Raw genomic sequence first — 13,860 nt, 5'->3', positions numbered from 1 at the left:
AATCTACCTAACTCCCTAATAAAAACTCTTGATTAGCGACTCTACCAGCAAATACCAACCATCTACAAGTACAAATAACAGTATCTTAAACGGTAACGAAATCATGACTGGTGACAACATTACCATACCCATTGACATCAAGATGCTGGAGACCACCATGTCAATAATCAAAAACGGTATAAACAACAAGAAACCTATACTAAAGGCCGTCCGCAACTCACTAATAACAAAAGCAGGAGTAATTATTGTCAACGGTATTTTTTTGTACTTTTTAGTATTGACTTTCTCCTTAGATACAGCAACGAAAAGCTTAATATCCTTTTTCCTTGTTTGACCATACATGAATTCCTTTATCCTGTTCTCTGAGCGGTCAAATACCTGCTGTTGCGTTATCTCATTTTGGTTATATGGCTTGATTGCATCTTGGTAGATATCTGTATAAACTGGTCGCATCGTAAAAAAAGTTAGGAATAAAGCTAGTCCGAGTAAAACCTGATTGGGCGGATTCTGCTGTGTTCCGAGTGCGCTTCTTGCAAATGAAAGTACCATTATGATTCTTGTAAAAGATGTCATCATTACTAACAATATCGGAGTGATGGATAACAGAGTCAGCAAGATAAAAGTATTAATAGTAGTAGTGGAACTGGAATCATTATTCAGCAAATTATTGACAGTTGATGTAATATCGTTGGTACTAATAGCAAAAACTGTGGTCGGAAACAAAAACAACTTCCAAAAACAGATATTAACTACCGCCAATCCCATGACAATTTTCTTCTTCATTATCATCTTTTCCTCTTCTTAAGCTCTTGAATCTTATCGTTCATATCTTGAAGAACTTGTTTGAAATTTTTACTACTATTCTCACTCTTCTTAGAATTCTCCAACGAGTTCAATAGTCGTGTCACTTCATAGTCACTTAGTTCCTTCAATATTTCATTGCGGTTTTCTGAAAAGCTCATCACATAGTAAGCATCAATAATTTGTACTATGCCAATTGAAGAGGTTTTACTCACTACAATTTTCTGAACGACTCTAAAATTTTTTCTGCTTTGATTTGTGTATTTCCCCAAAAATTTTAGGCAAATATTAATCATGAAAATGATAATTATTAAAAAGATAATTGTCTTTAAAACTGTAATATATATATCCATTTTTTCCCTTTTCTACTGAATAACTAAATCTGTAATAAATACATCTTCTACGATTTTTGCTCCATATGACTTATTAATAGTATCCCGTAATTGATTTTTTAATCCTGCTAAACTATCTGCAGATCCCAGAATATCACTTTCTTTTTTTTGCCTGATAACGTTTATAACACTATCCCTAACAACTGCTACATTTTTTTTGACCTTAGCTTTTTGCTCTGAATTTGCAACCAAGAGTGATATAGTGATTTGCGCGTACTGCGTGCTGCTTGATCCACCTTCATTTGTCAAATTAATTACAAATTTTTTAACAGGAACTATTTTCTGTTTCCCCGAGACAACTGTTTTGGAATGGTGCTTAACAGTCGTTTTCTTTGAGTTCAATGCACTCATTATTCTTGGTGTAACAATTGTGCCTGCTACACCGCCGCCAATTGCTACCAAGAGTAATACAAGTACCCACAAAATCCATTTTTTCCCTTTTTTCTCACTTTTTTCTTTTGCCATGAGTAACTATCTACCCCTCCTTATTGATGGAGTCTAAGTTCTGTGAATCCGCAAGTATTTTTCTCCTATACTCAATTATCAATTCTTTTATCTCGACTGCTTTATTCTTTACAATTATGTTTCTATCATCCACAAGGGTGATTATTGTGTCCGGAGTCTCTTCGATTTTTAAAATCAAATCTGCATTCAGGAAGAAGGTTCTCCCGTTTAGGCCAACTAATTCAATCAAAACTTGCCCTCCTTAACATTACGTAAACAACTAATAAGTATTAAGATTGCTTCAAGTTAATCAATGTTTGTAACATTTCATCCGATGTAGTAATCGTCTTTGCATTCGCTTGATACGCCCTATTCGCAATGATCATTTCCGTGAATTCACTAGATAAATCAACATTAGACATCTCTAATTCACCCGAGATAACAGTTCCTGTACCTGTATCACCAGGATTTGATATAATAGCGGCTCCTGAATTTGCTGAAACCGCATAATTGTTTCCCCCAACATTTTCAAGACCCGCGGCATTATTGAAGGTTGCTAATGAAATTTTGCCCATTACGAAATTTTGACTGCCATATTTACCGATAACAAGACCGTTCTGATCAACTGATACAGAGTCATAATTGAGTGTTTCACCATTAACTGTGATTGTGCTTGGAATCGTTAATGCAGATAAATTACCCGAAGCTGCAAGTGCAGCATCTGTATCAGTTCCATCCGTATATTCTGTTAGTGGCGTTGTCGCTGCTCGACCCATGACCTTCAACCCATCACTAGTTGTTAAATTCCCTTGATTATCTCTAGAAAATGCACCATCCCTCGTATATAAATCCTCACCAGTTTCATTTTGAACGATGAAATATCCCCCGCCATTTATATAAAAATCAAGTGCCCGTCCTGTTGCTTGTGGTGAACCGGCAGAAGTATCCTTGTCTATCGAACCAGTTTTGACCCCAAGTCCTATTTGCTTTGCATTTGTACCACCTAAGTTATTAGATGCAGACGAAGAAGTAGAAGTACTTTGACTCATTAAATCTTCAAAAATAACACGGCTTGCCTTAAAACCCATTGTATTTACGTTGGCAATATTGTCAGAGATTACATCCATCTTGGTTTGAAAACCTTTCATACCACTAACACCAGAATAAAGTGATTTTAACATTTAACATTCCTCCTATAAGTTGAACTCTCCTCAATCAGTCAGAGAGTTAATTAGGCTTCCTTATAAGGTCCAGCCTATTATTTTACAAATTTTGTACTGTCTATATTTGTTACCGTATTTATCTCGTTGACATTCATAGCGGTAATAATCGTTCTATTTTGGACATTCGCTATCAGTCCCATATCCTTATAGAGTAACAATGAATCCTTACTGCCTTTTTCATCTAATTCACTCATAGCTTGCCCAATATGAGAAAGATCACTATTTTGCAAATCCAAATTACGTGCGTTTAACCTTTGAAGTGCGTGTTTTGAGATCTTCACTTGTTCTTGACTTTGCTCAAGTATTTTTGAAAATTTTTCGTTATTTTTGCTGGAATTACCTGCATGGATATTATTATTTATTCCGTTGGAACTATTACTAATTCCATTAATTTGTTGTATCATTATCCACTTCCGTCAATGCACCCATTTCATATTCATTTCCATTTACTACAAGGGTTGCATAACCATTTGAAAATTTAACTTTATCCACTGTGCCACTAATCGTTGAACCTTCATCGGTTAGCTGTACATTCTTCCCTAATAACGAAAATGCCTCATTTTGCTGCATCCCCATGACTGTAGTAGTCAGATTCTTCCCAACACTATTCAACTGATCCAGTGAGGCAAACTGTGCCAGTTGTGAAACATAATCTGTGCCACTACTACTACCGCTTGATGAATCACTATCAATTGAGGGATTCTGCATTGCAGCAGACATGATTTTCAAAAAGTCATTCATTGATAGACTGCTCGTACTTGTTGAACCGCTATATTCTGTAGATATTCCCACCGATGGAATAGCCTGTGTATAGTCATAACTCATTATCATTTCTCCTTTACGCTAAAATACTGATTATATTTTTTTCACTTTGCTGTTCTTTTTCTTGCTCCTTAATAATTGTTTCATCTTGACCGATTTTATTATTACGATATTGCTCACTTACTATTGATTTGGACATATTTTGATTTGCTTGTTGTCCAAATTGATGTTGTCCAAATGAAAATTGTGCTCCATCCAAGATACCTGTCGGAGTTGTCTGGTATGCCGTAATTTTATCATCAGCTGGCTTATCTGCTGCAATCTGATTATTCAATACTTGTTCTAACTGCGTTGATATGCTGCTGATGAGTGATTTTGCATGGCTCGATGACAGTTTAAAATTAAGACTTACTTCATTTGAAGTTGACTGCAAAGAAATTTCGATTTTTCCAAGACTTCCCGGCTCCAACTGAACTGTAACTTGTTTACTTTCTCCACTCAGCAATGTCTTAACAATACTTGTGGCTGTCTTGCTTTGCAGAACAGTCTCAGAGTTACTAATTTTTGCCGTAAAGTCTGGCTTGTTATCTGTCACAATTTTATTTTCCATCATCAAGTTAGCTGTCGCTGTCTGACTTTGTGTTACATTTTCAATAATTTCTCCAGCTGAAGTTAATTTTCCTTCGGTATCTGTCTTTGCAACTGTTGCCAACTTCTTTTTAGCATCCATTTTAACTGTTGGCACTGAGTTTTCTTTGGTATCTGTCTTTGCAGTTATTGCACTGCTAACTTCTGTCATAATTTCTGCCGTACCCTTACTACCCGATGTAAATTTATTTTGCATTACCAAGTTAGTATCTTGATTTCCCAGCATATCTGTTAAGGAGAAGTTGCTCATGTCATCATCTGAATTTTTCATTTTTGAAACAATCCCTTGTACATTTTCTATGCCATCTAAATTCTGTACACTAATACTTTTAACTTCATTCTGCACATTACTTTGTTCATCATTGATACTTAGGTTATTTACTAACAAATTTATGCCTAGTTCTTGCTGATTTCCAACGATTGAATTGGAGTTAAGATTCATCATGTCCATGTCTTTTTTAGTAACTTTATTACTAGCACTATCATCTTCACTTGCACTTACCACATTTGAAAATGATGATGTTTCCTCATCACCCACAAGGCCGAATCCATTTACTTGTTCAGCCTGAAAATCCGTTGTCTTTACCGTCTTCGCTTCCATAGCATTTTTGGGTATCAAACGCAGGTTGGGTTCTTCTTGTATTACAGAATTCACAGCCGAAAGATTTCGACTGCTCATCTCGTCGTTTTCTTTCTTTTCCCTGTCTTCCTCAGTTTGTTGATCTATAAGCGTATCTTTGCTATCTTGAGATTCCGTCGTATCGATTAGATTTTCATCGCTTGAATCAGATTCACTAGCGTCGTTTACTGATGGTTTATTGCCCAGTTTTTGTTGCAATAGATTAATAAATTGCACTGCTGAAGTTCCTGCTCCACTTTCCGTATTACTATTCCCAATACCCGTAGCTTTCGTTGCTACAACCTGCTGATTTGTTATTAATGTACTATTCATAATTCTCACCTCCTTTCAAAGTCTTGCGATTTGCAAACTCATCTAATTCCTTCTGTTCTTCATGTGCTAACTTTGCTTCAAATTCATCTTTTTGCTTAACCTCAAGCTTCTCCAAAACTTTGCGCTCTTGTTGTGCCGCAACCAATCGTTCCAATAATTTAGCAAGACCTTGCTGTAACTTTAACGATTCTAGTCTCAGTTTGCTTACTTGCTGATCAATTTCATCTAAATAATTTCTTTGAATCTGCATTCTTCCAACTGTCGGTTCAACCAAGTACATCAAGTTGTTTTTTTCTGACAATAATTCATTAATTCTTTTTTCTTTTAATGACAACTCAGAACCTAAGCCCATGTATTCTTGCTTTAAACTGTCTTCATTTTCTTTTCTAAAATCAAGTAGCTTCTCCAGTGTAAAATTGAATTTCAACATTTTCCTCCTGATTCTACAAATTATATTGATCAAACAATTGATGCAGTTTCCCTTCTGTCTCATCAAAAGTTTCATATTCATCTACAGACTGGCAGAGAAAGTCTTCAATAGGGTGGTGCAAGGAAACTGCATAATCAATGACTGGATTCGCACCATTCTTATATGCTCCAATATCAATCAAATCTTTTGCATCTGCGTACACGGTTATGTTTTCACGCAGTTCTTTTGCGTCATTTTCATGTTCTTTTGTAATCAAGGATTTCATCAACCTGCTCAAGCTATCTTGAATCGAAATTGCTGGATAGTGATTCTTACTTGCAATTTTTCTGGATAAGACAATATGTCCATCGAGAATTCCACGAACTGAATCTGCGATTGGTTCGTTCATATCATCACCCTCAACAAGCACTGTATAAAATGCTGTAATTGAACCATCTTCCGACATTCCACTTCTTTCTAAAAGCTTAGGAAGTGTGGCAAAAACTGAAGGTGTGTAACCCTTTGTAGTTGGTGGTTCGCCTATCGATAATCCAATTTCTCTTTGTGCCATTGCAAAACGTGTGACTGAGTCCATCATCAATACAACTTTTTTACCCTGATCTCTAAAATATTCTGCAATTGCGGTTGCCACGTATGCACCCTTCAATCTGACCAACGGTGGCATATCTGAAGTAGCACAGACAACGACTGATTTTGCATACCCTTCATCGCCTAGATCCTTTTCGATAAATTCTTTAACTTCCCTACCTCGTTCACCGATAAGTCCAATCACGATTACATCTGCTTGACAATATTTAGCGATCATCCCCAAAAGTGTACTCTTGCCGACACCGCTTCCAGCAAACACACCCATTCGTTGTCCTTCGCCCACGGTCAGCATTCCATCAATCGCTCTCACACCTGTACTTAAAATTGTATCAATGGTCCTGCGCTTAAATGGAGCTGGAGATTCTCTCATTACTGGATATTCCAAAAGTTGATCATCACTTTTTTCTTCATTTTCCATGGGTCTTCCCAACCCATCTAATGTATGTCCAAGTAAGGAATCGCCCACCTTGATTGTCAGGCTCTTACCTGTTGCCTTTACTAACGAACCTGGTCCAATTCCGCCAAGTTCATCCAGTGGCATCAGTAGAACCGTTTTTTTAATAAAACCAACAACCTCAGTCAGCGTCACTTTCTCACTATTTTTATTCTTAATCTCGCAAATTTCACCCATGAAAACATCTATTCCCGTAACACGAATTGTTAAACCAACAACTTCGCTCACTTTGCCAAAGCTTGAAAAAAAATCATTCTTTTTAGCTTGATCCAAATAATGTTCAAAAGGTACTTCAAAGCTCATTTACAGACTCCTCAACGCTATTCACGTATTTTTTTAGCTCATTTTTTAAGTTAAACGTTTCTAATGAATCACTAGATTCAATATTAATTTCATACAGTCCCATTTTTGAATCATTAATGATTGTGTACCTCAGTCTGCTCACTTCACTTCTTTTTTCTTCCATCTTTTTCACAATTAAATCATGATAGCGTTCATTGGCATGTATTATGAATGTTTGATCTGGTTTTTCTAACTTGAAAAAAATTGGTTCTACCAATATCAGCAGTTCACCAGCGTCCTCATCTATCCTATGTCTCAGAATCATTTCAGCCATTTCAACTGCAAATTCAAAGATTTCGTCACGTTTATCATGCTCATAACACTTAATATCAGCCGCTATGTCTTTATAATTTTTTCGTGCTTTTTCTATTAATTCAGTTGCTACTTTTTGGCCTTCATTCTTTCCATCTTGATAACCCTTTTCGAAGCCTTCTCTTTCCCCATCTTTATAAGCCTTATCCCTAATTTTGTTAGCCTCTACTTTTGCACTTTCAATAATCGTTTCCTTTAAAACTTCCAAACTCTCACGCTGTTGCTTCCCCATCTGACCCAAATTGTTTCTTGACTTAGGCATTCCCCTTGATTCAGGCATTTTTGTAACAATTTTTCTTTTTTCTTCAATACTTGAAATTACGTTACTTTTAACAAGATTTTTATTCGATAACTGCATCTTGCTCGCCTCTTTCTATATAAATCTCACCAGCCTCATCCAATTTACGAATTACACTGACAATCTTTTGCTGTGCTTCTTCAACAGCAGAAAGGCGTGTTGGTCCCATAAATTCGATTTCTTCTTTCAGATTTTCAACCGCTCGACTAGAAAGGTTCTCAAAAATAAAGTCCCGAATTGAATCTGCGGCACCCTTAAGTGCTAACGACAAGTCAGAGTTTTCAACGTCACGTAAAACTTTCTGAACATCTTTGCTACCCAAGCTGACGATATCATCAAACGTAAAGAGACTGGCTTTAACTTCTTGTGAAAGTTCAGGTTGCCTTTGTTCTAGATCAGAAAGAATATTCTTTTCCGTTCCCCGACTAACTGAATTAAGTATCTCAACTAAGGAATGAACACCACCAATATTTTCAGTATCGTTCTCGACTGATGTTGAGAACTTGTTCTCCATTATTTGTTCAACTCTTTTAATGATTCTAGGCGAAACGCTTCCTAAAGTTCCAATTCTCTCCGCAACTTCAACCTGTAGTTCATCGGAAAAATGTGTTAATATTTCCGCTGCTTTATCTGGCTGAATATAGCACATTATCATTGCAATTATTTGCGGATTTTCCTCTTGTAATAGTCTAGTCAGTTGTGCTGTATCAGCTCTTCTAGCAATTTCAAATGGTCTTTCTTTTAACTGGAGCTGGTTCAGCAAATCAATCACTTCTTTTGCCCTTTGGGGCCCTAAAGCTTGTTTCAGGAGATCTCTAGCATAATCTATCCCTCCATCAATAACATATTGCCGTGCATCAGCCGTTGCAACAAATTCCTTAAGCACACCAGATCGTTCTTCAGGACTAACAAAATCCGTATTAGCAATTTCATAACTGACTTTCTGAATAAAACTGTCGGGAAGTAATTTCATAATTTTAGCAGATGTTTCAGAGCCAAGAGAAATCAACAAAATTGCTGCTTTTTTAATACCGTCTATTGAATCCATAATCACTCTACCTCTACTATTTTTCTTTCATCCATGCCTTTAATAATTCTGCAACAACTTCTGGATGTTCATCTGCGAATTTTTTCGCATTCTCATCTTCTTCTACCTTTTTCTTCCTCTTCTCCAAATCAATTTTGGGCTTAGCATCTTCTACCGTGGTAGCATCAGCAGCGTTGCTTGTCTTTTCTACTGAGTTTGCTTCTGCAGTGACATCGTAGTCATCGTAATATTCGTTATTTCTATTCTTTCTAATTCGCATAACTGTAAAGACAACTGCGCCAATAACTACCAGTATTCCAATTGCAGCGATAATATATATCCAGATAAAATTATTCTTTGCAGTTTTTCTCTTTTTCTTAGAACTGCTTGCTTTGTTTTTCTTAGCAAAATCAATTCCTTGTATATTAATCGTATCGCCACGTCCTTGGTTATAACCAACGGCTGACTGTATAACACTTTGAATTTTTTCTTGATCAGTTTGTGAAAGGTCACCATCTACTATGACAGAGGCCGTCATCCTGTTGATTGCTCCTGGTGCACTGATTGTCTTAGTAACTTGCGTATTCAACTCGTTATTTACTGTACGACTATAAGAACCGTTATCTGAGCTACTTGATGAGGCAGTCTCATTAGTAGCATTGTTAGCAGATTCACCACTTGCGGCCACTCCACTTCCTGTAGACTGTTCTTCTTCACTCCTAATACTAGGATTGCTATAAGTAGTTGTCTTATTTTCTATAGCGTCAAAGTTCAGATTTAAATCAATCGAAACTCGAATCTTATTTGCACCATATATAGGAGTAAGAAGTTTTTTAACTTTTTTCTCCATCGTAGCCTCGTAAGCTTTTTTTATCCGCATATACTTAGTGTTGTATCCACTCGAGGAGTTACTTCCACCTGAGTTTGTCAGCAGATTACCATTACTATCAACAATTTTGACATTATCTTGCGTAAGCCCTTCTACTGCTCCAGTTGTTAAGGAACGGATTCCTTGAACTGCCTCACCAGAGATTCCCCCACTTTTTAGTGTCAGCACAATTGATGCCTTGGCTTTTTTGTTACTACTGCTATCGCTAAATACACTTTGACTAGGTATCACTAGCATTACTTTGGCTTTTTGCACTTCATTAAGGGACGCGATTGCCTGTTCTAATTCACCTGTTACCGCACGCTGATACATAACTTTGCGATCCTCATCAGTCGTCATCACACTTGTACTATCAAACAACTCAAAACCCGTAGAACTATCTGGAAGTTTATTATCTACCGCTAAGTCAATTCGTGTTTGGTTTATCTTATCTTGGGGTATCAGAATAGTTTTTCCACTGTCCCCCAATTTATAGGGAATATCCTCACTCTTCAGCGTTTCCGCAACACTGCCCGCATCTGCATCACTCAGATCTGTAAACAAAACCCCATACTGTACTCTTGTAGTTAAATATGCAACAACACCTGCAACAACTAATAGACTGACCAACGAAGATATCCAGGCTATCTTTTTTACCCGGCTTTGTCCTTGCCATATTTCCCCACATCTGGCTAAAAATGCTTTAATTCTCTCCAACACTTAGTTTTTCTCCTCTGCATAATACTGATACTGTCCTCAAAATTAGAATTGCATATTTGCGATGTCGTTGTATGCATCAATACACTTATCACGAACCTGGACAGCTGTCTCTAAGGAAAGTTGCGCTTCCGTCATCTTTATCATTACATCCCCTAAATTGCTGTTGCTTCCAGAAACCATACTAGCCGAACTCTGATCCATATTAGACATGTTCTGACTAACAGACGACAGCGCTGTAGTCAAATAATCACTAAATGACTTTCCACTTTGTGAATCATCATCTAGTTTACTTGTTTGACCCGTTAATCCCGTCATTTTTTGGACAGAATCACTATAATTGTTTAAATTGCTTACTCCACTGATCCCTGCCATTTTATTTCCCCTAACTCTTCGATATTTCTAGTGCTTTTTTCAAAATGTCCTTATTAGACTCAGCAGCAGAGGTATTAGCCTCATATGTTCTCATAGTTTGAATCATATTAACCATCTGATCTGATAAATTTACATTAGACATATGTACATATCCATTTTGATCTGCATCCGCATTTGTGGGATCATACTCCACTTTATCTGTATTATCCTGAGATATTCCCGTAACTTTCACACCATAACTCATTTGTGAACCAATTCCCGTGTCGGATTCCCCAGCTGCTTGAGCATTTTTTAAGCTCTCACCAAACTGTACAGTTTTGCTCTTATATGCTCCGCCTTCTGTAGTATGCGTTGTATTTACATTTGCAATATTAGTTGAGATTGTATCAAGTTTTAATCGTTCCAATGCTAATCCGCTAGCATTTATCTCCAATCCATTAAATACGCTCATTCATGCCACCCCCCTGAATCAAAACTAGTTATTAAGTACGTAATTAAGCATTTGATAACGACCATTCAGCTGGGATACTATCGAGCTGTAATAGAGTTCGTTCGTCGATTGATTAACCATTTCTACATCCAAATCAACGTTGTTTCCATTCTCATTAACTGAAGTTGTGTTATCAGTTGTTACTTGGGCCTGACTAGCCGTGTTCGCACCTATATGATTTTCCTTGGTTGTGGTCAGATTTAAAGCCGTTGCCAGTTGGTTTTCAAATTCTACTCGTTTTGCTTTATAGTTGCTTGTATTTACATTTGCTATATTAGACGATATAGTTTCAGATCTGAGAGCAGATGCATCTAGTGAATTTTTTAATATATTTGAAATATCCATCAAATACCACTTCAACTTTCTTAATAATTTTTAACATTTCTTAACAATTGTAAATAATTTGTAAACAAACTTTAACTATTTCGTACATATTTGATAACAAAATTATACATTTTATGTTGTTCGTTAGCAACATAATTTTAGTCTTTTTTTCGCTCTCAATTATTGTGAAATTAAGCATTGTTAGTAACTTATTTTTATCTATTTTTTGAAAAAATGAATAATATAATATATCGATATAATAAAAAAATTATCATATTATTAATTAATTCATTATAAATATAATATTATTCATTTTTAATTTATTTAATTTTTGATTTAAATAAATTGCAAATTTAGGGTATTTTATAAGCCTTTTGTCCCCGTGTTAAATTTTTTATTTCTTAACCGATATAATACAGTAGACTCAATTCTACTATTAACACAGGAGGCACATTCTCAATGGATTTCTTTCTACTAATCGGTATTATACTTGGCTTTATCGCAATAACAGTAGGTATGGTTTTAAAGGGAGCAAGCATAGCTGTGCTGCTAAATCCAGAAGCCATGATTGTTATTTTTGTAGGCATCATAGCTGCTGTTATAAATAGTTATCCATCTAGCGAATTGAAGAAAGTTCCTAAGATGTTGCTTATTTTAATAAGGACGAAAAGATTCGACAATCAAAAACTCATCTCCAAAATAGTCGATTTATCCAATATTGCTCGTCGAGATGGTCTACTTGCCTTGGAGTCACAAAGGGAGGGATTAGACGATCCCTTTCTAGAGCGGGGGCTTGAAATGGTTATTGATGGTCTAGAGGAAAAGCAAATTAGAGAAATAATGGAAAATGAAATTGAAGGTATGGATGAGCGTCACAGAAAAAGTGCGGGAATCTTCAAAACCGCGGGAACTACTTCTCCAACGCTTGGAGTTATGGGTGCAGTAATTGGGTTGATTGGCGCACTAGGCAACCTTAACAATGTAAATGCTTTGGGAACCTCTATTTCTTCGGCATTTGTTGCAACCTTATATGGTATCTTCTTCGGATATGTGATTTTAATTCCTTTCAACTCAAGATTACTTGTTAAATCTGAAAAAGAAATTGAACACCTCACTTTGATTCTTGAAGGAGTCATTGCCATTCAATCTGGTGCTTCAGCAAGCAGTATTGAAAAAAAGCTGTATAGTCTTACTAATGAAAAGAAATCAAACAATAAAAAGGATTCCGCAGATGAAAAAACGAAAGAAGAATGAAGAACACATCGACGAAGGTTGGTTATTACCATACTCTGATATGCTGACTCTCTTGTTAGCATTGTTCATTGTTTTATTTGCAATGGCTAAAGTTGATACTAAAAAGTTTCAAGAATTCAAGTCTGAATTTGGAACACTGCTGTCAACGCACCAGTCATCAAATGCTATTGTGAATGTAGGGGAAAAAAATAAGACTCAAGGGTCTGCACTAAACTCAGCCACAAGTTCTGCTTCTTCACTTGATAATTCATCGTCAATTAGTTCTCAAGCAGTAGATAATCAATTAGAGACCATCAAACAACAATTAGCTACTAATCTTCAAAATGCTGGTTTAACCAACAGCGTATCAGTCTACATAAAAAGTAATGATTTGCACATAGTTATAAATAGTAGTATCTTGTTTGACTCTGGTAGTGCAACTCTATCAGAGAGCACTCAGAATTTATTAACTTCATTATTTAATCCCCTTAAGGCAGTTAATACAAACCCTATTATTATCGCTGGCTATACTGATAACCAGCCTTTAAAATCAACTTCTACTTATAAATCTAATTGGGAACTCAGTTCTGCACGTGCAATATCGGTAATGAATTTTTTCGTAAGTAATAAGGTCTTCAATGAGGACAATATATCAATCCAAGCATATGGTGAGAACAAACCTAAAGACACAAATACAACTGCCTCTGGTCGTTCCAATAACCGACGTGTAGAGATAATAGTTGAAAAAAATTCGTCGAGTTATTAACCATTTATTTGAGTTTTATAAAATAATCTAGACTTATGGAGTATGATGTAAGTCGTTCAACTTTAAATACCACCGAGAAATTATGAGCATGGCAGATATTTTGCCATTGGAGCTGTGCCATAAGTCCTTCAAAAAAGAAGAGATTAGCGAAAATTGTTCTTTGATTTTCACTAATCTCTTCTTTTTGTTTATAAAACAGCTATAGTTGGTAACCCTCGCCATCAAGGCAATTCCAGCTTCCTTTTTTACCTTTTCAAGGCCTCTAACCGAAAATCTTTTAAAACCCAAACAAGCCTTCAACCCACCAAAAATTGATTCGACATCTATTTTACGTCGTCCATAAATTGAACCAGTTTGGTAATTTGAAAGCAACTTGCGTTCCTTAGCTTTGAAGTACTCCCAAGCGTCATTAAC

The 13,860-nt window shown here is 36.2% G+C and carries 19 protein-coding genes; 2 read left to right on the top strand and 17 right to left on the bottom strand.

Annotation, left to right across the window (positions count from 1 at the left end; translation table 11 throughout):
* Positions 1 to 15 precede the first annotated feature (15 nt).
* The 16 genes from fliP to flgB form a co-directional block, all read right to left on the bottom strand.
* Positions 16 to 783, bottom strand: coding sequence for a flagellar type III secretion system pore protein FliP (gene fliP / locus GSM_RS08140; protein ID WP_390173848.1), 768 nt, complete (start codon positions 781 to 783; stop codon positions 16 to 18).
* Between the two features lie 2 nt (positions 784 to 785).
* On the bottom strand, positions 786 to 1,154 hold the full coding sequence (locus GSM_RS08135) for a flagellar biosynthetic protein FliO (RefSeq protein ID WP_003686907.1): 369 nt from the start codon (positions 1,152 to 1,154) through the stop codon (positions 786 to 788).
* A 12-nt stretch (positions 1,155 to 1,166) separates the two neighbouring features.
* Positions 1,167 to 1,658 (bottom strand): flagellar basal body-associated FliL family protein, encoded by a 492-nt coding sequence (locus GSM_RS08130; protein ID WP_003686905.1) that lies wholly within the window; start codon positions 1,656 to 1,658, stop codon positions 1,167 to 1,169.
* Between the two features lie 10 nt (positions 1,659 to 1,668).
* Positions 1,669 to 1,887 carry a flagellar FlbD family protein gene (locus GSM_RS08125; protein ID WP_003686902.1) on the bottom strand — a complete coding sequence of 73 codons (219 nt, stop codon included), beginning with the start codon at positions 1,885 to 1,887 and terminating at the stop codon, positions 1,669 to 1,671.
* A 40-nt stretch (positions 1,888 to 1,927) separates the two neighbouring features.
* Positions 1,928 to 2,818: a flagellar hook-basal body complex protein gene (locus tag GSM_RS08120; RefSeq protein WP_003686900.1), complete on the bottom strand. Its 891-nt coding sequence runs from the start codon at positions 2,816 to 2,818 to the stop codon at positions 1,928 to 1,930.
* Between the two features lie 77 nt (positions 2,819 to 2,895).
* Positions 2,896 to 3,264, bottom strand: coding sequence for a hypothetical protein (locus tag GSM_RS08115; RefSeq protein ID WP_003686898.1), 369 nt, complete (start codon positions 3,262 to 3,264; stop codon positions 2,896 to 2,898).
* Entirely contained in the window at positions 3,248 to 3,685 is a 438-nt protein-coding gene (locus GSM_RS08110) for a flagellar hook capping FlgD N-terminal domain-containing protein (RefSeq protein WP_003686896.1), read from the bottom strand. The genes GSM_RS08115 and GSM_RS08110 overlap by 17 nt, the downstream gene beginning before the upstream one ends.
* Before the next feature lie 13 nt (positions 3,686 to 3,698).
* Positions 3,699 to 5,222: a flagellar hook-length control protein FliK gene (locus GSM_RS08105; protein WP_003686893.1), complete on the bottom strand. Its 1,524-nt coding sequence runs from the start codon at positions 5,220 to 5,222 to the stop codon at positions 3,699 to 3,701.
* A complete protein-coding gene (fliJ, locus tag GSM_RS08100) occupies positions 5,215 to 5,652 on the bottom strand; it encodes a flagellar export protein FliJ (RefSeq protein WP_003686891.1) in 438 nt (145 codons plus the stop codon). The genes GSM_RS08105 and fliJ overlap by 8 nt, the downstream gene beginning before the upstream one ends.
* Before the next feature lie 13 nt (positions 5,653 to 5,665).
* A complete protein-coding gene (gene fliI, locus GSM_RS08095; protein ID WP_003686890.1) occupies positions 5,666 to 6,997 on the bottom strand; it encodes a flagellar protein export ATPase FliI in 1,332 nt (443 codons plus the stop codon).
* Complete coding sequence (locus GSM_RS08090) at positions 6,987 to 7,706, bottom strand: FliH/SctL family protein (RefSeq protein ID WP_003686887.1); 720 nt, start codon at positions 7,704 to 7,706, stop codon at positions 6,987 to 6,989. The genes fliI and GSM_RS08090 overlap by 11 nt, the downstream gene beginning before the upstream one ends.
* Positions 7,690 to 8,694 carry a flagellar motor switch protein FliG gene (fliG, locus tag GSM_RS08085; RefSeq protein ID WP_003686886.1) on the bottom strand — a complete coding sequence of 335 codons (1,005 nt, stop codon included), beginning with the start codon at positions 8,692 to 8,694 and terminating at the stop codon, positions 7,690 to 7,692. The genes GSM_RS08090 and fliG overlap by 17 nt, the downstream gene beginning before the upstream one ends.
* 16 nt (positions 8,695 to 8,710) lie before the next feature.
* The gene (gene fliF, locus GSM_RS08080; protein WP_010078072.1) at positions 8,711 to 10,261 is read right to left on the bottom strand and encodes a flagellar basal-body MS-ring/collar protein FliF; all 1,551 of its coding nucleotides are present in this window, start codon (positions 10,259 to 10,261) and stop codon (positions 8,711 to 8,713) included.
* Positions 10,262 to 10,303: 42 nt separating this feature from the next.
* Entirely contained in the window at positions 10,304 to 10,633 is a 330-nt protein-coding gene (gene fliE / locus GSM_RS08075; protein ID WP_003686882.1) for a flagellar hook-basal body complex protein FliE, read from the bottom strand.
* A 10-nt stretch (positions 10,634 to 10,643) separates the two neighbouring features.
* Positions 10,644 to 11,084: a flagellar basal body rod protein FlgC gene (gene flgC, locus GSM_RS08070; protein WP_003686880.1), complete on the bottom strand. Its 441-nt coding sequence runs from the start codon at positions 11,082 to 11,084 to the stop codon at positions 10,644 to 10,646.
* A gap of 24 nt (positions 11,085 to 11,108) precedes the next feature.
* Positions 11,109 to 11,468, bottom strand: a complete 360-nt coding sequence (gene flgB, locus GSM_RS08065; protein WP_003686878.1) for a flagellar basal body rod protein FlgB — start codon at positions 11,466 to 11,468, stop codon at positions 11,109 to 11,111.
* A 438-nt stretch (positions 11,469 to 11,906) separates the two neighbouring features.
* On the opposite strand from flgB, the gene GSM_RS08060 reads away from it, so the two are divergent.
* Positions 11,907 to 12,701, top strand: coding sequence for a MotA/TolQ/ExbB proton channel family protein (locus GSM_RS08060; RefSeq protein ID WP_003686876.1), 795 nt, complete (start codon positions 11,907 to 11,909; stop codon positions 12,699 to 12,701).
* Entirely contained in the window at positions 12,679 to 13,446 is a 768-nt protein-coding gene (locus tag GSM_RS08055; protein WP_003686875.1) for an OmpA family protein, read from the top strand. The genes GSM_RS08060 and GSM_RS08055 overlap by 23 nt, the downstream gene beginning before the upstream one ends.
* Before the next feature lie 33 nt (positions 13,447 to 13,479).
* On the opposite strand, the gene GSM_RS15060 is transcribed toward GSM_RS08055, so the two are convergent.
* Positions 13,480 to 13,860, bottom strand: a 381-nt coding sequence (locus GSM_RS15060; RefSeq protein WP_010078071.1) for a transposase, incomplete at its 5' end; no start/stop codon positions are given.

The organism is Liquorilactobacillus mali KCTC 3596 = DSM 20444, assembly GCF_000260415.1.
In the GTDB taxonomy this organism is placed as follows: domain Bacteria; phylum Bacillota; class Bacilli; order Lactobacillales; family Lactobacillaceae; genus Liquorilactobacillus; species Liquorilactobacillus mali.
Note: the sequence above shows the minus strand (reverse complement) of the source record. Positions and strands in the feature narration are given on the sequence as shown.